The sequence below is a fragment of the Streptomyces sp. E11-3 genome (genome assembly GCF_046540415.1).
GTDB lineage: Bacteria > Actinomycetota > Actinomycetes > Streptomycetales > Streptomycetaceae > Streptomyces.
Genome location: NZ_JAZGRL010000002.1, coordinates 776,655 through 796,727 on the forward strand (window position 1 = coordinate 776,655; position 20,073 = coordinate 796,727).

The window sequence follows — 20,073 nt, forward strand, 5'->3', positions numbered from 1 at the left end:
CTCATTCTGTGGATCGTCCGTCCCCGTCGGCCTGGTGGGCCCCGTCCAGGACGCCGGGCAGCGCCTGGAGGAACGAGTCCACCGCGTCGTCCCCGATGGTCAGTGCCGGCATCAGCCGGACCACGTCGGGGGCCGGTGCGTTCACCAGGAGCCCTGCGTCCTGAGCCGCCTGCTGCACCCGGTGTGCCAGCGGCTCGGTGAGCACGATACCCAGCAGCAGCCCGGCGCCTCGGACATGGTCGACCAGGGGATGTCCGGAACTCTCGATTCCGTCGCGGAGCTTCTCGCCCGCGCGCTTCACCTGGTCCAGCAGCCCGTCGGCGGCGATCGTGTCGAGTACGGCCACGCCCGCGGCGCACGCGACGGGGTTCCCGCCGAAGGTGGTGCCGTGCTGGCCGGGCTGCAGCTGGTCGGCCGTCGCGCCGAAGGCGACGACCGCGCCGATCGGGAGTCCGCCGCCGAGCCCCTTGGCCAGGGTGATCACATCCGGCTCGACGCCCTCTTCGGCCTGGTACGCGAACCAGTGGCCGGTACGGCCGATTCCGGTCTGTACCTCGTCCAGGACCAGCAGGGTGCCGGTGGCGGCGGTGATCTCGCGGGCGGCCCGGAGGTAGCCCGGCGGCGGCACGACGACGCCGTTCTCGCCCTGGATCGGCTCGATCAGGACGAACGCGGTCTGCTCGGTGACGGCCGCCCGGAGCGCCTCGACGTCGCCGTACGGCACATGCGTCACGTCGCCCGGCAGGGGCCGGAAGCCCTCCTGCTTGCCGGGCTGGCCGGTGAGCGCGAGCGCGCCCATGGTGCGGCCGTGGAAGCCGCCGTCGGTCGCGACCATGTGGGTACGTCCGGTGAGCCGCCCGAGCTTGAAGACGGCCTCGGTGGCCTCGGTGCCGGAGTTGCAGAAGAAGACCTTGCCGGGGCGGCCCGCGTGCTGCAGCAGCCGCTCGGCGAGTACGACCGGCGGCTCGGCGACGAAGAGGTTGGAGACATGTCCGAGCGTGGCGACCTGGTCGCTGACGGCGCGGACGACGGCGGGGTGCGCGTGGCCAAGCGCGTTGACCGCGATGCCGCCGACGAAGTCCAGGTACTCGGTGCCGTCGGCGTCCCAGACCTTGACGCCTTCGCCGCGCACCAGCGGCAGCTTCGGGGTGCCGTAGTTGTTCATGAGCGCGCCCTGCCAGCGCTGTGTGAGCTCCTGGTTGCCGGTCACGGTGCTCCCCCTTCTGTCACGTTCACATCTGTCGCGTTCACGACTGTTGTCGCGTTCTCGCCTGTCGCGTTCTCGTCTGGTGTGCTCCCGGCATCGGTCGACCCGTCCGGGACGACCATCGTGCCGATGCCTTCGTCCGTGAAGATCTCCAGCAGGATCGAGTGCTGGACCCGGCCGTCGATCACTCGGGCGGTGTGCACCCCGTTCCGTACGGCGTGCAGACAGCCCTCCATCTTGGGCACCATGCCGCTGGCCAGGTCGGGCAGCAGCTTCTCCAGCTCGGTCGCGGTCAGCTTGCTGATCACGTCGTCGCTGTTCGGCCAGTCCTCGTAGAGGCCCTCGACGTCGGTGAGGACCATCAGCGTCTCGGCGTTCAGGGCGGCGGCCAGTGCGGCGGCCGCGGTGTCGGCGTTGACGTTGTAGACGTGGTCGTCGTCGGCGGAGCGCGCGATCGACGAGACGACCGGGATACGGCCGTCCGCGAGCAGCGCCTCGATCGCGCCGGTGTCGGTCCCGGTGATCTCCCCGACCCGGCCGATGTCCACCAACTCGCCCTCGATCCGCGGCTGGTGCTTGGTCGCGGTGAGGGTGTGCGCGTCCTCGCCGGTGAGGCCGACGGCGAGCGGGCCGTGCTGGTTCAGCAGCCCGACCAGCTCGCGTTGGACCTGTCCGGCCAGGACCATACGGACGACGTCCATGGCCTCGGGCGTGGTGACCCGCAGCCCGGCCCTGAACTCGCTGACCAGGCCGTGCCGGTCGAGCTGCTTGCTGATCTGCGGGCCGCCGCCGTGCACCACGACGGGCTTGAGGCCCGCGTGGTGCAGGAAGACGACGTCCTGGGCGAAGGCTGCCTTCAGCTCCTCGTCGACCATGGCGTTGCCGCCGAACTTGATGACGACGGTCTTGCCCTGATGGCGGGTCAGCCAGGGCAGTGCCTCGATGAGGATCTGCGCCTTGGGCAGTGCGGTGTGCTTACGAGTGCTCATGAGTCCTCAGGAGGAGTACGCGCTGTTCTCGTGGACGTATTCGGCGGTCAGGTCGTTGGCCCAGATCACGACGGGCTCGGCGGCGCCCGCCGCGAGGTCGGCGGTGATCTTCACCTCGCGGTAGCGCATGTCGACCAGGTCGCGGTCCTCGCCGACGCTGCCGTTCTTGCACACCCAGACGCCGTTGATCGCCACGTTCAGCTGATCCGGGTCGAAGGCCGCCGACGTGGTGCCGATCGCGGACAGGACTCGGCCCCAGTTGGGGTCCTCGCCGTGGATGGCGCACTTGAGGAGGTTGTTACGGGCGATGGAGCGGCCCACCTCGACGGCGTCGTCCTCGCTGGCCGCGTTGATCACCTCGATCCGGATGTCCTTGCTCGCGCCCTCCGCGTCCCCGATCAGCTGCCGGGCGAGGTCGTCGCAGACGGTCCGTACGGCTTCGGCGAACTCCGCGTCCCCCGGCGTGACTTGGGATGCGCCGGAGGCGAGCAGCAGCACCGTGTCGTTGGTGGACATACAGCCGTCGGAGTCGACGCGGTCGAAGGTCTTGCGGGTGGCGTCGCGCAGCGCCTTGTCGAGACCGGCGCTTTCGACGGCCGCGTCGGTGGTCAGGACGACGAGCATGGTGGCGAGCCCGGGGGCGAGCATGCCCGCACCCTTGGCCATCCCGCCGACGGTCCAGCCGTCGCCCTCGTACACCGCCGTCTTGTGCACGGTGTCGGTGGTCTTGATGGCGATGGCGGCCTTCTCGCCGCCGTGCGGGGAGAGTGCGGCGGCGGCCTGCTCGACGCCCGGCAGCAGCTTGTCCATCGGCAGCGTGACACCGATGAGCCCGGTGGACGCGACGGCGACCTCGCCGGCGCTGTGCCCCTCCAGGCCCCTCTCGCTCAAGACGGCGGCCACCTTCTCGGCGGTGGCGTGCGTGTCCTGGAAGCCCTTCGGCCCCGTACAGGCGTTGGCGCCACCGGAGTTGAGGATGACGGCGGAGACCTGACCGCCCTTGAGTACCTGCTCGGACCACAGGACGGGCGCGGCCTTGACCCGGTTGGAGGTGAAGACTCCCGCGGCGGCCAGGCTGGGGCCGTTGTTGACTACCAGGGCCAGGTCCGGGTTGCCGTTCGCCTTGATGCCCGCGGCGATGCCGGAGGCGGTGAAGCCCTTGGCGGCGGTGACACTCACGGTGCGACTCCGATCGTGGAGAGCCCGGTCTGCTCGGGCAGCCCCAGGGCGATGTTCATGGACTGCACGGCGCCGCCTGCCGTGCCCTTGGTGAGGTTGTCGATGGCGCTGATCACGATCACGCGGCCCGCGCTCTCGTCGTACGCGACCTGCAGCTGTACGGCGTTGGAGCCGTAGACGGAGGCGGTGGCGGGCCACTGCCCCTCGGGGAGCAGGTGGACGAACGGTTCGTCGGCGTAGGCCTTCTCGTACGCGGCCCGGACGCCGTCCGCGCTCACACCCGGCTTGGCCTTGGCGCTGCAGGTGGCCAGGATGCCGCGGGCCATCGGGGCGAGGGTCGGCGTGAAGGAGACCGACACCCGTTCGCCGGCGGCCGCGCTCAGGTTCTGGATCATCTCGGGCGTGTGCCGGTGCACCCCGCCGACGCCGTACGGCGACATCGACCCCATGACCTCGGAGCCCAGCAGATGGGGCTTGAGCGCCTTGCCCGCGCCGGAGGTGCCGGTGGCGGCGACGATCACCGCCTCCGGCTCGGTGAGGGACGCGGCGTAGGCGGGCAGAAGCGCGAGCGTCACGGCGGTCGGATAACAGCCGGGCACCGCGATGCGCTTGGACCCCTCCAGCGCCGCGCGGCCGCCCGGCAGCTCGGGCAGCCCGTAGGGCCAGCTCCCGGCGTACGCGGAACCGTAGAACCTCTCCCAGTCGGCCGCGTCCCGCAGCCGGAAGTCGGCACCCATGTCGACGACCAGGACATCGGGCCCGAGCTGCTGAGCGACGGCGGCGGACTGCCCGTGCGGAAGCGCCAGAAACACGACGTCATGCCCGGCGAGCACCTCACCGGTGGTCGGCTCCAGCACCCGGTCGGCCAGCGGCAGCAGCTGCGGCTGCAACGCGCCGAGGCGCTGACCGGCGTTCGAGTGCCCGGTGAGGGCGCCGATCTCGACCTCGGGGTGGGCGATCAGCAGACGCAGGAGCTCCCCGCCCGCGTATCCACTCGCCCCTGCCACTGCTGCACGTACCGTCATCGAACCCTCCTAGTGATGGCATGACTATACGCAGAGCCGCAGTTTTATGCAATGCAGTGCTGGTCGCGCGTCGACCGCCGCTGCGACCGAGAGTTTTAGTTGGCGGGCGAGCTCGCTAGTTGGCGGATCTTGGTCTCGTAACGCTGTGTTGCGACTTGTCAAGATGGATGACACCTGATCTTGGTGGTTGACGCCCCCAGTGTGACTGAGCGCTTCAGTTGGCGGATCAGCGGTTGAGTTGGCGGGCCTTAGCGCTTTCCTTGACGGGCCCAGCAGCGCGCCGGGGCTGTCGGTCACGGGGCGCTGGATGCCCCGGGAGGCCGCGAGAGCGATGAGTGGAACACTCGGCTTCAGCGAGGGAGGCTGGACCCATGCGGTTGCTCTTCCGCTTGGCTCCTCCGCCAGGAGTGGGCGGTCATAGCCGGGCCCTTTTCCGAGTCGCGCAGTGCGTGCCGTTCGTGATCGTGCTGGTCGCGCTGGGCATCGAGCTCTCGCCTGCACACTTTCTGGTCACCGGCACTTTCCTCACCGCGATGCCGGCGCTGGCCGCGTTGACGATGGGCCCGAAAGGCATCCTCTCCGTGGCAGTTCTCGCTCTGGCCACTGACCTGACCTCCCCCGCCTACGACATGGCGTACTACAGCAACATCGTGAGTCTGCTCCTGGTGTCCCTAGCTAGTGTCACGATGAGCAACGCCGTGCGTACGCGCAGGCAGAGCGAGCTCGACCAGGTCCGTCGGATCGCCATCGCAGCCCAGGAGGCCATCCTGCGTCCGGTACCCGCCCGGCTGGGCCCGGTGCGGGCGGCCAGCATGTACCTGGCGGCTGAGACGGGGGCGCAGATCGGCGGTGATCTGTACGAGGCTGTGCAGACCCGGTACGGGGTCCGGCTGATCGTGGGGGACGTCCGGGGCAAGGGACTGCCTGCCGTGCGTGCGGCCGCAGCCGTGCTGGGCGCGTTCCGGGTGACCGCGCACTACGAGGATGAACTCGCGGAGGTGATGAACCACTGCGCGGCTGCGCTGCGACAGGAGCGCGCCGTGCCCGGTGCGGTCGAGCAGGAAGTTCTGCTGGAGGGTTTCGTCACCGCGCTCGTAGCCCAGGTGTCCGACGCACACGAGGTCCAGGTGGTCAATCGCGGCCATCCGCCTCCGCTGGTGCTGCGCCAGGGCAAGGTTCAGGCCCTGATGCCCACCTCACCGCTGCCGCCCCTCGGCCTGGAAGACCTCCTCACCGGTCCTCTCGCCAACGCGGAGAGCTATCCGTTCGCACCCGGCGACCGTCTGCTGCTGCACACCGACGGTGTGATCGAAGCCCGCAACCCTGACAACAACGATTTCTTCGCCCTGCCCGAGGCCATGGAGGCGGTGCACACCTGCACCCCTCACGAGTTCCTGGAACAACTGCACCGCGGATTGCTCCGTCACACCGATGGCCGCCTGGCGGATGATGCGGCGATGCTCCTCGTTGACCGTCTCGACGAAGAAGCAGGCAAACAAGCAGTCGGCGCAGCTGCCGCCTCCTGAAGTGGGATGCCCTGGTCAGCGAGTTGCCGCCCATCCCCGGCCCCATCCGGCCAGCAGTCGGCGACCGCAAACGTCAGGACGCCTCCGTCTTCATCTGGGTGCAGGTCACACGAGGCGAGCACCTCTTCGCCCCGCGCCCCATTGAGGCCGAGCAACCTCAGCACGTCCAGCACGAATGGGCCCAACGTCGGAACACCACCTGGCGTCCACAATCATGATCCGCCAACTAACCCTCTCAAGATCCGCCAACAAGAGTCCTCGGCGCGCTCCTGACCTCCACGGTTCACATCATGACCCGCCAACTAGAAGCCTCGGTCACAGCCGCGGCCGCGGAGAACCCACGTAGTGCCCGATTCCTCGCCAGCGGGGATACGGTCACGGCTCATGGCGTCGGGCTCCGCCCCTCGAGGCCGTCTTCGCGGTCTTCGTCAACGTGCTCCAGGTCGACGAGGCCGGAGAGGTGGTCAACGCCGGGGATGCCCAGTACCGGGCTGCGCGGCGGATTCGGGCCTACTGCGATCCGAGCTACCGGGTCGAGCCGCCCTTCGAGGCGTGGGAGACCGAGCTGCACGGCCCGTGAACGGGCATCGGCCTGGTGCCGATGACGACGGTGGCGTACAGCTCGTCGTCGGTGACCACCCGCGGGATCAAGCCGCCCCGCGTGAACGTGTCGACGGCGTCCTGGGCCTGGCGCTCGCTCGTCTCGACCAGCAGGTGTCCACCGGGCGCCAGCCAGGACGTTGCTTCGGCGGTGACCCGGCGCAGCACGTCCAGGCCGTCGCCGCCGCCGTCGAGGGCCACCAGCGCCTCGTGTTCGCGGGCCTCCTGGGGCAGTAGCCCGACCTCTTCGGTGGGGACGTACGGCACGTTGGCGAGGAGGATGTCGACGCGGCCGCGCAGGGTGGCGGGCAGCGGGGTGAAGAGGTCGCCCTGGTAGACCCGGCCACCGGCGTCGGCGACGTTGCGGCGGGCGCAGCGGACCGCTGCGGGGTCGATGTCGGCCGAGTGCAGGTCGAGTGGGCCCACGGCCGCGGCAAGTGCGGCGCCCAGCGCCCCCGAGCCGCAGCAGAGGTCTATGACGACGGGGAGCGGTCGGTCCTCTGGCACGAGGCCGGCTGCCTGGGCGACCAGGAACTCGGTACGGCGGCGCGGCACGAAGACGCCGGGATCGACGGCCATCCGGATGCCGCAGAACTCGGCCCAGCCCAGCACGTGTTCGAGGGGCAGGCCCGCGACGCGGCGGTCCACCATGGCGGTGAGGTCGGACGGAGTGCGTGCCGAAGAGACGATCAACTCGGCCTCGTCCTCGGCGAAGACACAACCGGCGCCACGCAGCCTGGTGACGATGGCGGGGAGCGAAGACAGCGGCGAGGAAGGTGAGGGGGATGAGGGAGATGAGGAGAACGAGGGGGACGAGGAAAGCGACATGAGAGCTTGACGGACCTTTCGGGATGCCGAAGGGTGCTCTCGCGGGCCGCCCGGGTCAGCTGGACCGCAGGACCGTGAGGTGAGAACACCCAGCCTGAACAGCGGTAATGGTTCTCACCTCCTCGGTAGGTCCCCTGTCTGGGGACCGCAACAGTACCCCAGGTCGACAGCTACCGAGGCCCTGGTTCCCCCCGTAACATCTGCGCCAGCGAGGGCGGGGGCACACGATGGACTCAGTACGAGCGGGTGCGAGAGCCAACGGCGCGGGCGGGCAGCCGCCACAGCTGCCACCTCTGCCGCCCTTCGCCGCCCGACCGGTCCTGGCACCCACCGCCGTACTGGCCGGCGTGTTGACCGCGCTCTCCGGGCGATACGGCTTCCACCGCGACGAGTTGTACTTCCTGGCCGCCGGTGACCACCCCGCCTGGGGGTACGTCGACCAGCCCCCGCTGACCCCTCTGATAGCGCGGGCGGCCACGGAGTTCTTCGGTGACTCGCTCACCGGGCTGCGGGTGGCCTCGACCCTGGCCTACGCGGCGATCGTGCTCGTGGCCGCCGCGGTGGCCAGGGAGCTCGGCTGCGGGCGGCGGGCGCAGTTGCTGGCCGCGCTCGGGGCCGCGCTGTCGGGGCAGGTCCTGGCGGTCGGGCAGCTCGTCGCCACCGCCTCCTTCGACCTGCTCGCGTGGCTGGTGATCAGCCTGCTGGTGCTGCGGCTGCTGCGCACCGGGGACGGTCGCTGGTGGCTCGCCATCGGCGCGGCGGTCGGACTCGGCCTGCAGAACAAGTACTTGGTGGCACTGCTGGTGCTCGCGCTGCTGCCCGCGATGTGGGTGACCGGCCCTCGGCAGGTGTTGCGCAGCCGGTGGCTGCCCGCCGGTGCGGTTCTGGCGCTGGCCGTGGCAGCGCCGAACCTGTGGTGGCAGGCCGCCCAGGGGTGGCCGCAGTTGACCGTGGCGACGGGGATCAGTGGCGACGACGGGGCCGAGAACCGGCTGCTGTTCGTGCCGCAGCAGATCGTGTACCTCTCGCCGTTCTTCGTGCCGGTCTGGATCGCGGGCTGGCTACGACTGTGGCGTGACCCCGCCCTGCGCTGGGCCCGCGCCTTCACCGTGGCGTATCCGCTGCTGTGTGTGCTGGTCCTCGCGGTCGGCGGCAAGGCGTACTACGCGCTGCCGCCGCTGCTCGTCCTGCTGGCGGCGGGCTGCGAGCCGGTCGTCGACTGGCTGGGGCGCGGGCGGCGGGCGGTGCGCCGCTCGGCCGTCGTGGCGGCCGTGGCCGTGACGGCCGCGGTCAACGCCGTGGTGACGCTGCCGGTGCTGCCGCCGAGTGCCCTGTCCTTCGTGAACGAGGTCAACCGCGAGCAGGGCGAACAGATCGGCTGGCCCGAGCTGGTGGCCACCGCCGCGGACGGCTGGCGGCGTATCCCGGCCGCGGACCGCTCCCGCGCGGTGCTCGTCGCGCAGAACTACGGCGAGGCGGGCGCGCTCGCCCGCTTCGGCCCCGAGCACGGGCTGCCCGAGCCGTACTCGGGCCATATGGGCTACGCGGACTGGGGGCCGCCGCCGGAGAGTGCCAACGGTCCGGTGCTGCTGGTCCGGCAGTCCGACGCCCCGGGAATCGACCGGCACTTCACCGGGTGCCGCCAGGTCGGGCGCGTCGACAACGGCCACGGTCTGGAGAACGAGGAGCAGCACGCCGCGGTCCTGCTCTGCTCCGGCACCAGCGCGCCGTGGTCGGCCCTGTGGCCCGAACTGCGCCGGTTCTACTGACCGTCCCCGACCGTCTTGCGTCGAACGGCCGCCGCGCCCCGCGTACGGTTGCGATACTGCCCCGATGACAGAAGTTGATCAGCACTGGGAGCAGCGCGCCGCCGACCTGTGGAACGCCCTGGACACCTTCGAGCCCGCCGACTTCCGTGCCAAGGTCCGAACACTGACCGACGAACTCCCGGACGGCCACGCGGTGGCCGACTTCGAGCTCGGGTGCGCACACGACTCGACCGGCATGCCTGAGCAGGCCGTGGTGCACTACCGCGCCGCCCTGGACACCGGCCTGACCGGCATCCGGCGCCGCCGCGCCGTGATCCAGCTGGCCAGTTCGCTGCGCAACCTGGGCCAGCCTGAGGAGAGTGTCCGGCTGCTCACCGCCGAGCGGGACGCGGGTTCCGACGAACTCGACGACGCGGTGATCGCGACGCTGGCCTTGGCTCTCGCCGACGTCGGCCGCGAACGAGAAGCAGCGGGCCTCGCCATCGGCGCGCTCGCCCGCCATCTGCCGCGCTACAACCGCTCCATGGCGAACTACGCGGCGGCCCTGCTCCTCCCCCAGGCTCCTAGGGCCTGTCCAGACTCAGGCTCCAGCGGCCGGACCGGCCGGTGACGCCGACCGCCGAGAGCGGGCGGACGTCGATGTTCCAGTACGTCGCCGGGGGCGCCCTCAGTGCGTAGACGACGGCCGCGCGCACCACCCCGGGTTCGGCGACGGCGACGATCCGGCCCCCGTCGTCGGCCGGGCGGGTGTCCAGCCACTGCCCCACCCGTGAGATGAAGGCCAGCAGCGACTCGCCGCCGTGCGGCGCGGAGCGCGGATCGCCGAGCCAGGCGTCGACCGCGCCCGGATCGCACGCCGTCACGTCGGCGAGCGTCAGCCCGCGCCAGCGGCCCATGTCGCAGTCGCTCAGCGCGGGCTGGACCAGCGGTGCCAGGCCGAGCGCGTCGCCGGTGGCCCGGCTGCGCGGCGTCGGCGAGCAGTAGCGCAGTTCGGCCGCCGCGAGCGGCGCCAGGGTGGGCGCGGCGAGCTGCACCTCGTGCCAGCCCGCCTGGTCGAGCGGCCGGTCGTCGTCGAAGCGCTCGCCGAGCATCGAGGAGTTACGTGCGGTGGCGATCAGCGTGAACCGAACGTGCATGCGGCGATCGTGCGGGCCAAGGCCTCGCAGGTCAAGGCTTGCGCCGGGTACGGAAGGACACCTTCCGATGACGCCACCACCCCGTCACGTACGGTCACGCGCCGTCACTCCAGGAGCAGTGCCATCCAGTGCTCCGGGTCCTTCAGACCCTGGAAGCCGACCTTCTCGTACACCCCGTGCGCGTCGTGCGTGGCCAGCAGGATGCGGCGCAGCCCGCAGGGTTCCAGCCGCTCCCGTACGGCCGTGACCAGCGCCGTACCGAGGCCTCTGCCGCGTACCGACGGGGCGATGTAGACATCGCAGAGCCAGGCGAAGGTGGCGTGGTCGGTGACGACCCGCGCATAGCCGACCTGCTCCCCTGAGCCCCCGTCGTACGCCCCGAAGTTCAGTGACCCGGCGATGGCACGGTCCTGCTTCTCGCGGCTGCGGCCGAGCGCCCAGTAGGCGTCGGTGGAGAGCCAGTGGTGGACGCGGGCCGGGTCGAGCCGGTCGGGGTCGGTGGAGATCTCGTAGTCGCTCATGCCGCGAGACTCGCAAGGGAGCGCCTGGGGGTCGAGCGAATTTCTCGCGCGGCCGACGGTCGTCCCGCGTGGCCGACCGTCCTCGCCCGCGTGGCCGACCGTCCTCGCGCGCGGCCACGCGAGACGACCGTCGCCCACGATCCTCACGCGTGGCCGAGCACTTCGTCGCAGGCGGTACGGAGTCGGCGTACGCCCTCGGCGATCTCAGCCGCACCCGCGAGAGCCGCGAAGCTCAACCGCACATGTCCGGCCGGGGGTTCGGCACTGAAGTAGGGGCGGCCGGGGGTGATGGCGACCCCGGCCCGCAGGGCGGCCGAGACCAGGGCCGCCTCGTCGGCGCCGTCCGGCAGCCGCAGCCACAGGTGGTAGCCGCCCGAGGGGATGTGCGGCAGGGCGAGTTCGGGGATCTCCTGGTACAGCGCGGCCGTCATCAGGTTCCGGCGTTCCTTCAACTCGGCGGCGACCGTGCGCAGATGGCGGCTCCACGCGGGCGAGCCGACCAGTTCGAGCGCGGCCTCCTGCAGCGGCCGCGGTACGAAGAAGTGGTCGACGATCTGGATCGCGCGCAGCCGCTCCAGGACCGGCCCCCTGGCGGCCAGGGCGCACACCCGGAAGCTGGGCGAGGTCGCCTTGGTGAGCGAGCAGACATGGACGACGACGCCGTCGTGATCGTCAGCGGTCAGCGGTGGCGGCAGCGGCCCGGCGTCCTCGTGGACGAGTCGGCGTACGAAGTCGTCCTCGACGAGGAACGCCCCGGCCTCGCGGGTGATCCGCAGGACCTCCGCGCGACGGCCGGGCGAGAGCACGGCGCCGGTGGGGTTCTGGAACAGCGGCTGACAGACGAACACCCGGGCGCCGGTGGCCTGAAACGCCGAGGCCAGCAGATCGGGCCGGACACCGTCGGTGTCCACGGGCACCGGTACCGGGCGCAGTCCAGCGGCACGGGCGATGGCCAGCATCCCCGGGTACGTGGGCGACTCGACCAGGACCGGCGCGCCGGGCGGGGCGAGCGCCCGCAGCGCCGTGGTCAGCGCCGACTGGCCGCCCGCGGTGATCAGGACCTCGGACGCGGCGATAGCGCCGCCGCAGCCACGGGCGAACCACTCGCGCAGCTCGGGCAGCCCGTCCATGGGCGGCCGCCCCCAGGCGCCGGGCCGCCGCCCCGCGCGGGCGAGCGCCGCGGCCATCGCGCGCTCGGGCTGGAGGGATGCGTGCAGATAGCCACCGCTGAACTCGATGACCCCGGCGGGCGGGGCGGCGAGGCTGGCCAGCACTCCCGAGGCGTCGACCGTACGCGGCACGGGCTCGTTCGCGGCGTCGGCACTGAGCGCCAGCTGCTGCCAGGAGGTGTCGCCCACCGGATCGGCGGCCGCCTTGGGCTCGGCCTTGAAGGCCCCGGCGCCGGGGCGGGTGACGACGAGCCCCTCGGCGGCCAGCGCGGCGAGCGCCCGGGAGACGGTCACCGGGCTCACCCGGTACTGCTCGACCAGCGCCCGGCTCGACGGCAGCTTCCCGCCTGGAGAGTAGCGGATCACTTCCTTCCGCAGGAGATTGGCCAACTCGCCCACACTGCTACGCTCATGCATGACAGCACAGGATAGCGCTACTCACCCGAGTTCGATAGCGGTCACCCCAGCGGCCACCAGCAGGGCGGGCGGCACCCTGCTCGCCGCACTCGGCGTCACCGCCTTCTCCCTCACCTTCCCCGCCACCGCCTGGGGCCTGGAGGGCTTCGGCCCGTGGTCCCTGGTGGCGGTGCGCAGCGCGCTGGCGGCCCTGATCGCGGGCTGCTGCCTGCTCGCCCTGCGCGTCCCGCTGCCCGACCGCGGCCACTGGCGGGGCCTGGCGGTCGTCGCGGCCGGAGTCGTCGTCGGCTTTCCGCTGCTCACCACGCTCGCCCTGCAGACCTCGACGACCGCGCACGCCGCGGTGGTGATCGGGCTGCTGCCGCTGACCACCGCACTGCTGTCGGCTCTGCGCACCGGGGCGCGGCCCTCGCGCGCCTTCTGGACGGCGGCGCTGGCGGGCGCGGCCGCGGTCGTCGCGTTCACCGTGCAGCAGAGCGGCGGGGCGCTCTCCACCGCCGATGTGCTGCTCTTCGGGGCGCTGCTGATCTGCGCCGCGGGCTACACCGAGGGCGGCCGGCTGGCCCGTGTGATGCCGGGCTGGCAGGTCATCGGCTGGGCGCTGGTGCTCTGCCTGCCGCTGGCCCTGCCCGGCACCGTGGTCGCGCTGGCCGTCGAACCGGAGCCCGTACGGCTGACCGCGCACAGCGTGGCCGGGCTGCTCTGGGTGGCCGCGGGCTCGCAGTTCCTCGGCCTGGTCGTCTGGTACCGGGGCATGGCGGTGATCGGCGTACCCCGGGCCAGTCAACTCCAGCTCGCCCAGCCGCTGCTCACCCTCGTCTGGTCGGTCCTGCTCCTCGGCGAGCACCTGCCGGTGGCGGCCCCGGTGACCGCTGTCGCCGTCCTGGTCTGTATCGCGCTCACCCAGCGGGCGCGCGCCTGAGGGGACATCCGAGGCGACATCCGAGGCGGACATCCGAGCCTGGCACGTGCCAGGGCCGGACCGGGCGAAAAGCCCTAGACTGACAGCACGGATCGCTACCTCTGACGAAACGAGGAGGGCACTGTCCATGCAAGCTTCTGTGGGTGACCGACTGCTGGTACACGGCAGAGTCGTCGGCCAGCACGACAGGACCGCGGAGGTCATCGAGGTGCTGGGGGACAACGGCTCTCCCCCGTACCGCGTCCGCTTCGAGGACGGGCACGAAACCCTGATGTCCCCGGGCCCCGACACCGTGGTCCGGCACTTCTCGGCCGCCGAGGAGTAGCGCTCAGCCGAGCGGCGGACACACCTTGCGGTAGTGGTCGGCGACCACCCGGGCCATCGCTCCGGTGGGGTCGCCCGCCACCTCCTTCGCGGAGAAGAAGCAGTGGCCGCGCACTTGCGGGTACCGCCCTGCGAACGTGAGATGGCGGGACATCTCGGCGACGTCCTGCCAGGGGTCGGGCTGCGCCGGGTCCCCCGCCTTGTAGAGCGCCTCACCGATGATCAGCCGTACGTTGGTGCCGCGCGCGACGTCGGCCCACCAGGGGACCAGCTTGGCGTAGTCGGCGGGCGGGAAGCCGATGTTCCAGTAGACCTGGGGCACCACATAGTCGATCCAGTTCTGCCTCACCCACTTCCGGGTGTCGGCGTACAGATGGTCGTACGTCTCGACACCCGCCCTGGTGTCGGAGCCGAGCGGGTCGGTGGCGGCGTTGCGCCAGACCCCGAAGGGACTGATCCCGAAGCGCACGCCCTTGCGCACCTTCGGGATACGCGCGGCCATCTCGCGTACCAGCTGGTCGGTGTTGTCCCGCCGCCACGCGGCCCGGTCCGGGAAGTCGCCGCCGTAGCGCGCGTACGCCTCGTCGTCGTCGAAGACCTGGCCCGCCACCGGGTACGGGTAGAAGTAGTCGTCCCAGTGCACCGCGTCGATCGGATAGCGGCGTACGGCGTCCAGCATCGCGTCCTGGACGAAGCGCCGGACCTCCGGGAGCCCCGGGTTGTAGTAGAGCCTCCCGCCGTACGGCACCACCCACTCGGGGTGCACCCGCGCGGGGTGCTCGGGGACCAGCCGGGTGGGGTCCGCGTGGATCGCGATCCGGTAGGGGTTGAACCAGGCGTGCAGCTCCAGGCCGCGCTTGTGGGCCTCCTTGACCGCCGTGCCCAGCGGGTCCCAGCCGGGGTCCTTGCCCTGCTCTCCGGTGAGGTACTCGGCCCACGGCTCGTGTGGTGAGGGCCACAGGGCGTCCGCGGTCGGCCGTACCTGGAAGACCACCGTGTTCAGCCGACGGCTTACCGCGGCGTCCAGGAAGTCCAGCAGTTCCGCGCGCTGCTGCTCCGCGGGCAGCCCGCGCGCGGAGGGCCAGTCACGGTTGGCGACGGTCGCCAGCCACATCCCGCGGAACTCCTTCGCCGCCTTGCCTCTGCCGGGCGCCGCCATCGCGTCGCCACCCAGCGCGACTCCGGAGAGCGTCGCCGCCGCGACCATCGCAAAGCTCCTGCGACTCATACGCACGGTTTGCCACCCCCTGCACCAGTTGTCAGTAGTTGTCCCTCATTACCACTCGTTGTGCTGCGGTACCGAAGAGCATGCCCGCCCCGGCCCGACATCCACCAGTACGCGCGAGGTAACGTCGGTGGGCGAGGCGGGCGCCTGAGCCAAACGGGGGGAGCCCGCCGGGCCGATGATCTGCGAAGGGCAACAAGTGACGGACTTCTCGACCGATATCTCACGCGTCGGAGTGGTGGGCTGTGGCCAGATGGGTGCGGGCATCGCGGAGGTCTGTGCCCGCGCCGGCCTGGATGTCAAGGTCGCGGAGACCACGGGCGAGGCCCTGGAGATCGGCCGCACCCGGCTGCACAACTCGCTGTCCAAGGCGGCCGAGCGCGGCAAGATCAGCGACGAGGAGCGGGACGCGACGCTGGCGCGGCTGAGCTTCACCACCGACCTCGGCGAGTTCGCCGACCGCGATCTGGTGATCGAGGCGGTCGTGGAGAACGAGCAGGTCAAGACCGAGATCTTCCAGGTGCTCGACCAGGTGGTGACCCGGCCGGACGCCATCCTGGCCTCCAACACCTCCTCCATCCCGCTGGTGAAGCTGGCCGTCGCGACCTCGCGTCCCGACCAGGTCATCGGCATCCACTTCTTCAACCCGGCGCCGGTCCAGAAGCTGGTCGAGCTGATCCCGGCGCTGACCACGTCGGAGGGCACCATCAGCCGTGCCGTGGCGATGGTCGAGAAGATCCTCGGCAAGCACGCGATCCGCGCCCAGGACCGTTCGGGCTTCGTGGTCAACGCCCTGCTCATCCCGTATCTGCTCTCCGCGATCCGGATGTTCGAGTCGGGCATCGCCAGCCGCGAGGACATCGACAACGGCATGGAAATGGGCTGTGCCCACCCGATGGGCCCGCTCAAGCTTGCCGACCTGATCGGTTTGGACACCGTGGCATCGGTCGCCGACAGCATGTACGCCGAGTACAAGGAGCCGCTGTACGCCGCTCCCCCGCTGCTGCAGCGGATGGTCGACGCGGGCCGCCTCGGCCGGAAGACCAGCTCGGGCTTCTACACCTACTGAGCGCGTACAGCTGCTGAGGCGCTCCGTCCGCTGAGCGATCTCCGTCTGCTGCGCGCACTTCGCGCGCGCTTCACCCCAGCGGATTCGGCCACTCTGCGTATACATCCGGCCATCCAGGACAGGCCCGGTACCCGACTTCGGGTGCCGGGCCCGTCCCGTTCGCACACCGTGTGTTTGCCGGACCCGCATATGCCTCTCGCACACGCTCCCGCGCCGCCCACCAGGCTTGTTTACTGTCCGTGCACATGGAAAGGCATGGCTGAGCCTTACCTGGAGAGGAGTGAACTCGTGACCACCGACCCCGAGCATCCCGTGGTCCCGGAGGAATACGCAGAGTTGCGCCGCAGTCTGGACGTGGGTCTGGCCCACATCGACGGCAAGCTGGCGCTGCTCACCCAGCGCGACGAGCAGAGCAGCAAAGATCTCAACACCCTCAGCACCCGGGTCACCGCCCTGGAACACAACCGCTGGCCGCTGCCCGCCGTGGCGGCACTGACGGCCATCGGCGCACTGGTGGTGGCCATCTGGCAGGCCATCGGCCGCTAGCCGGTAGGGCAGCGCACACCCTGGAGCCCGCGGCCGAGGCCCGCGCCCATGCGTTCGAGCGCCCAGTGGTACGAGGCGCCTTGGGACCCTCGAAGAGGCCCTAGCCGAGCCGCAGATGGTGCAGGAGGAGGAGGGCCGCCGCCATGTTCGCGGCCGGGACCTCACCGCGGGCCACCATGTCGGGGACCAGCTTCAGCGGGACCCACTCGCGGCGGTCCGACTCGAAGTCGTCCTCGGGGTGCCCGATGTACGCGCCCTCATCGGCCCAGAAGATGTGGTGCCGGGCGTCGGTGAGTCCGTTCGATGGCTCGACGCTCATCAGATGCCTGAGACGGCCGGGCCGCCACCCGGTCTCCTCCTCCAGCTCGCGGGCGGCCGCGTCGGCTATCGGCTCGCCGTCCTCGACGACGCCCGCCGCCAGCTCCCACCCCCAGCTGTCGGTGATGAAGCGGTGCCGCCACAGCAGGAGGACTTCATTGGCCTCGTTGACCACGGTGGCGACGGCGACCGGCCTGAGCCTGATCACGAAGTGGTCGAGGTGCCTGCCGTCGGGCAACTCGACATCTGCGAGGTTGACTTGAAACCAGCGATTTTCGTACACAGTCTGCTCTTTTAGGTTCGTCCACTGCACAGTTCTGCCACCTTCCGCTGAGATAGATGGCAATATCGCAGCAGGAGGGTGTGCTCACAGCGGTACGCGAAGCGCCCCGTCGATCATGGCGGCCGCTTCCGCGGTACCTGAGCAGCCATTGCGTACGAGATGCTCACGCACCGCGCGCAGCCGGTCGCGAAGCCGCTGGGACTCCATCCCCCGTGCCTGTTCGGCCATTTCCACGGCGGACGCCACCGCCTGGTCGGCCTCCCCCTGACGCAAGGCGACCTGGCTGAGGATGGCGAGCCGGTGCACCCGCCCCCGGTCGTGCGCGGGGGTGTCCACGGCGGCCGCCGCGTGCTCCCGGGCCGCCTCCAGATCGCCGAGGCTCAACAGCGCCTCCGCCACTTGTACGTTGACCAGGCCCGGCTGTACGTAGCCCGTCTCGTCCGGCTCCTGTCGGCGGCGGATGCGGTCGGCCGCCGACTCGGCTCTGCGGATGCAGGACAGCGCACTGCTGCCATCGCCGAGGTGCGCGTACGCCTTGGCCTGCATCGCATAGAGGTCCGCGGCGAGCGCCGGCGTGATGTGCCGCCCCGCGGCGCGCAGCGCGGCCTCCGCGAAGGCGACGGCCTGCCGGAACTCCCGCATGAACAGGGACTGGTTGACCAGCAGCGCGATCACATAGGCGCCGAGGCCCCGGTCGCCGCTGGCCTTGGCGAGCCGCAGCGCCTGGTGGAAGTAGCGCTGGGCGAGGCCGTGCGCGTTCGAGTCGTAGGCGCAGATCCCGGCGACCGCCACCAGTCCCCCGGTGGCACGGTGCAACTGGCGTCCGGTGGCGTCGGTGTAGCTGCCGCGCAGCAGGGGCGCGGTCTCGGAGTTCAGGAAGCCGACGATCCTGGCGCGGGTCGCGATGCCGCCGGTCTTGCGGTACATCTGCTCGTAGTGCGCGCGGGCCGAGCGCAGGGTCTCTATGTCGGTCATGCTGACGCGGTGCCGCCCGCCCCGTGAAACGTCCACGTCCTCCGGGGGGTTCTCCCATTCCCACACCGGCATCACGGCCGGGGTGCCGGTCACCGCGGGCGCCCCCAGGATGTGCGGGCGCTGCTGCTCGTCGGAGCGCCACAGGGCGGTGGCGCGCTCCACGAAGCCGGAGATCGAGGAAGAGCCCGCGTCCCCCGCGGTGTACGGTCCGGTCCGCTGCCCTGGCACGCCGAGGCCGATGTCGTCGAGGGTGACCGGCCGGTGCAGCCGTGCGGCGAGCACCTCGCAGATCAGATCCGGAACCCGGCCTCGGGGCCGCTGCCCCTTCAACCACCGGGCGACTGCCGTGTGTTCGTAGCGCAGCTCGAGGCCCTTGGTCTTCCCCGCGTGGTTGACGTGGGCGGCCAGACCCGCATGGGAGATCCCGGCCTCGTCGAGAATGGCATCGAGCAAGGTGTTGGGCTGCATGCTGGCCCTCCGGACGGCTCGTTGCGACCCAGCGTAGTGGAGTTGCCTTCACACGGGGTGCGAAGCGCGGGGGAGTTCACACCCCGTGTGAACGGAGTGCCCGCATCCGCGGTGCACACCCGGTGCCGCGGGATGCCCGGCTCGGCTTCACTGAGGGAGGTCCGACTTCCCCTGGGTCGGACCTTCTGGCCTCGCCAGAGGCGGCCGGGGCCGCCGGCTCCCCCTCGTACAGTACGGCGGTCCGTCTATTGCGTCGCCCGCCCGGTCGTCTGCCGAACGTCCGCGGCAGGGCGGGTGGCGCCGGCCGCGTCAAGTGACGGTACGGGCGCGGGGTACGACCGTCTCGGACGGCTGCTGGGGTACCCGGCGCCGGTCGTTGCGCAGCACCAGCAGGGCGACGTCGTCGGAGAGCCGCCCACCGGTGTGCCGCAGCAGCGCCTCATGCACCATCCGCACCAGGGACTTGGGCGCCACCGGGGCGGTGCGCACCGCTGCCGCGAGGGACTCCTGCAGGGGGAAGAACCGGCCCCTGGAGTTCCGGGCGTCCTCGACTCCGTCGGTGTGCAGGAACAGTGCGTCGCCCGGCAGCAGCCGTCCGCAGCTCCGTACCGGAAACGTCTCGGGGAGCGGGAAGGCCCCCAGCGGCGGCAGCGGATCGCCGCCCGCGAGGCGTTCCGCCCGTCGGCCCAGGCGATAGGGCCAGGGGTGACCGCAGTTGAGCGCGAACATCTCGCCGTCCGGGCGGATCTCGAGCAGCAGGACGGTGACGAACTCCTCCGACAGCGGACTGTCCGGCTCGGTGCCGCAGGACGCCGGGTGCTCGGCCAGTGAGCGTTCCCGCAGATGCCGTTGCATGGCACGCTCCAGGCGGCGCAGTACGCCGGTGAGTTCGGCCTCGTCGTGGGCCGCTTCGCGGAAGCTGCCGAGTATCGCGGCGACCGCACCGATCGCGGTGAGGCCGTGCCCGCGTACGTCCCCGATGACGACCCGCACTCCGTGGTCGGTGGCGACCGCTTCGTACAGGTCGCCGCCGACCGCGGCACCAGGGTGCGCGGAGAGCTGGCCGGCGGCGATGGCCAGTCCGTCGAGCCGCGGCGGCAGGGGGCGCAACAGCACCCGCTGGGCGGCGCCCGCCACTTCGCGGACCTGGGCCAGTTCGTGCAGCAGTGCCCGTCGGACGGCCACTATCAGGCCGGTGCCCACGACGAAGAAGACCGCGCTGGTGGCGATCCGCGCGCCGAGGCTGTCCTGCTGGGCGAGCGGACAGACGAGTTTGTAGGTGATGGCGACGGCACCCCACACGGTGGGCACGGCGAGCGTGGACACCCGGCGGACGCGCGGGACGCGGTCCGCGCGCACGCCGTATGCACTGAGCCGTCCTCGGAGGGGAGCCCAGGACCTGATACCGATCATGCCGACGGCCTCCCTGGGCTCTGTCGTCAAACTCCCGCCTGCCGCGCGGCGTCTGGCACGCACGCTCGCGGCGTTGCCGAAAAGCCCTAGTAGCTCCGCTACGAGGACTCCTCGGCGCCTTGCGATCGCACGCACCAGACGCCGCGCGGCCCGCCTTCCGGGCG

General features: G+C 71.0%; 19 protein-coding genes. 7 read left to right on the forward strand and 12 right to left on the reverse strand.

The window, feature by feature from the left end; translation table 11 throughout:
* Position 1 precedes the first annotated feature (1 nt).
* The 4 genes from U9R90_RS22325 to argC are packed head-to-tail and all read right to left on the reverse strand — an operon-like array spanning position 2 to position 4,400.
* Entirely contained in the window at positions 2–1,165 is a 1,164-nt protein-coding gene (locus U9R90_RS22325) for an acetylornithine transaminase (protein WP_411059772.1), read from the reverse strand.
* A 41-nt stretch (positions 1,166–1,206) separates the two neighbouring features.
* On the reverse strand, positions 1,207–2,196 hold the full coding sequence (argB, locus tag U9R90_RS22330) for an acetylglutamate kinase (protein ID WP_411058427.1): 990 nt from the start codon (positions 2,194–2,196) through the stop codon (positions 1,207–1,209).
* Positions 2,197–2,202: 6 nt separating this feature from the next.
* Positions 2,203–3,375 carry a bifunctional glutamate N-acetyltransferase/amino-acid acetyltransferase ArgJ gene (gene argJ / locus U9R90_RS22335; RefSeq protein ID WP_411058428.1) on the reverse strand — a complete coding sequence of 391 codons (1,173 nt, stop codon included), beginning with the start codon at positions 3,373–3,375 and terminating at the stop codon, positions 2,203–2,205.
* On the reverse strand, positions 3,372–4,400 hold the full coding sequence (gene argC / locus U9R90_RS22340) for an N-acetyl-gamma-glutamyl-phosphate reductase (RefSeq protein WP_411058429.1): 1,029 nt from the start codon (positions 4,398–4,400) through the stop codon (positions 3,372–3,374). The genes argJ and argC overlap by 4 nt, the downstream gene beginning before the upstream one ends.
* A gap of 371 nt (positions 4,401–4,771) precedes the next feature.
* Here argC and U9R90_RS22345 point away from each other — a divergent pair, with 371 nt between their 5' ends.
* On the forward strand, positions 4,772–5,926 hold the full coding sequence (locus U9R90_RS22345; protein WP_411058430.1) for a PP2C family protein-serine/threonine phosphatase: 1,155 nt from the start codon (positions 4,772–4,774) through the stop codon (positions 5,924–5,926).
* Between the two features lie 525 nt (positions 5,927–6,451).
* On the opposite strand, the gene U9R90_RS22350 is transcribed toward U9R90_RS22345, so the two are convergent.
* Positions 6,452–7,354, reverse strand: coding sequence for a putative protein N(5)-glutamine methyltransferase (locus U9R90_RS22350; protein WP_411058431.1), 903 nt, complete (start codon positions 7,352–7,354; stop codon positions 6,452–6,454).
* Between the two features lie 227 nt (positions 7,355–7,581).
* On the opposite strand from U9R90_RS22350, the gene U9R90_RS22355 reads away from it, so the two are divergent.
* The gene (locus U9R90_RS22355; protein WP_411058432.1) at positions 7,582–9,123 is read left to right on the forward strand and encodes a glycosyltransferase family 39 protein; all 1,542 of its coding nucleotides are present in this window, start codon (positions 7,582–7,584) and stop codon (positions 9,121–9,123) included.
* Positions 9,124–9,187: 64 nt separating this feature from the next.
* Entirely contained in the window at positions 9,188–9,733 is a 546-nt protein-coding gene (locus U9R90_RS22360; protein ID WP_411058433.1) for a tetratricopeptide repeat protein, read from the forward strand.
* On the opposite strand, the gene U9R90_RS22365 is transcribed toward U9R90_RS22360, so the two are convergent.
* The 3 genes from U9R90_RS22365 to U9R90_RS22375 form a co-directional block, all read right to left on the reverse strand.
* Entirely contained in the window at positions 9,687–10,259 is a 573-nt protein-coding gene (locus U9R90_RS22365) for a histidine phosphatase family protein (protein WP_411058434.1), read from the reverse strand. The two genes, U9R90_RS22360 and U9R90_RS22365, sit on opposite strands and share 47 nt — an antisense overlap.
* 104 nt (positions 10,260–10,363) lie before the next feature.
* On the reverse strand, positions 10,364–10,780 hold the full coding sequence (locus U9R90_RS22370) for a GNAT family N-acetyltransferase (RefSeq protein WP_411058435.1): 417 nt from the start codon (positions 10,778–10,780) through the stop codon (positions 10,364–10,366).
* Between the two features lie 143 nt (positions 10,781–10,923).
* Complete coding sequence (locus tag U9R90_RS22375; RefSeq protein WP_411058436.1) at positions 10,924–12,366, reverse strand: PLP-dependent aminotransferase family protein; 1,443 nt, start codon at positions 12,364–12,366, stop codon at positions 10,924–10,926.
* On the opposite strand from U9R90_RS22375, the gene U9R90_RS22380 reads away from it, so the two are divergent.
* Positions 12,365–13,288 carry a DMT family transporter gene (locus tag U9R90_RS22380; protein WP_411058437.1) on the forward strand — a complete coding sequence of 308 codons (924 nt, stop codon included), beginning with the start codon at positions 12,365–12,367 and terminating at the stop codon, positions 13,286–13,288. The two genes, U9R90_RS22375 and U9R90_RS22380, sit on opposite strands and share 2 nt — an antisense overlap.
* Positions 13,289–13,415: 127 nt before the next feature.
* Positions 13,416–13,613, forward strand: coding sequence for a DUF1918 domain-containing protein (locus U9R90_RS22385; protein WP_411058438.1), 198 nt, complete (start codon positions 13,416–13,418; stop codon positions 13,611–13,613).
* Positions 13,614–13,616: 3 nt separating this feature from the next.
* Here the strand turns inward: U9R90_RS22385 and U9R90_RS22390 are convergent, their stop codons facing one another.
* Positions 13,617–14,819 (reverse strand): glycoside hydrolase family 10 protein, encoded by a 1,203-nt coding sequence (locus U9R90_RS22390; RefSeq protein ID WP_411058439.1) that lies wholly within the window; start codon positions 14,817–14,819, stop codon positions 13,617–13,619.
* A gap of 196 nt (positions 14,820–15,015) precedes the next feature.
* On the opposite strand from U9R90_RS22390, the gene U9R90_RS22395 reads away from it, so the two are divergent.
* A complete protein-coding gene (locus U9R90_RS22395) occupies positions 15,016–15,906 on the forward strand; it encodes a 3-hydroxybutyryl-CoA dehydrogenase (protein ID WP_411058440.1) in 891 nt (296 codons plus the stop codon).
* A gap of 288 nt (positions 15,907–16,194) precedes the next feature.
* A complete protein-coding gene (locus tag U9R90_RS22400) occupies positions 16,195–16,452 on the forward strand; it encodes a hypothetical protein (RefSeq protein ID WP_411058441.1) in 258 nt (85 codons plus the stop codon).
* A 100-nt stretch (positions 16,453–16,552) separates the two neighbouring features.
* Here the strand turns inward: U9R90_RS22400 and U9R90_RS22405 are convergent, their stop codons facing one another.
* The 3 genes from U9R90_RS22405 to U9R90_RS22415 all read right to left on the reverse strand — a co-directional run bounded on the left by U9R90_RS22405 (position 16,553) and on the right by U9R90_RS22415 (position 19,909).
* Positions 16,553–17,083 (reverse strand): NUDIX hydrolase, encoded by a 531-nt coding sequence (locus U9R90_RS22405; RefSeq protein ID WP_411058442.1) that lies wholly within the window; start codon positions 17,081–17,083, stop codon positions 16,553–16,555.
* A 54-nt stretch (positions 17,084–17,137) separates the two neighbouring features.
* The gene (locus U9R90_RS22410; protein ID WP_411058443.1) at positions 17,138–18,496 is read right to left on the reverse strand and encodes a transcriptional regulator; all 1,359 of its coding nucleotides are present in this window, start codon (positions 18,494–18,496) and stop codon (positions 17,138–17,140) included.
* Positions 18,497–18,805: 309 nt separating this feature from the next.
* Positions 18,806–19,909: a PP2C family protein-serine/threonine phosphatase gene (locus tag U9R90_RS22415; protein ID WP_411058444.1), complete on the reverse strand. Its 1,104-nt coding sequence runs from the start codon at positions 19,907–19,909 to the stop codon at positions 18,806–18,808.
* Positions 19,910–20,073 lie beyond the last annotated feature (164 nt).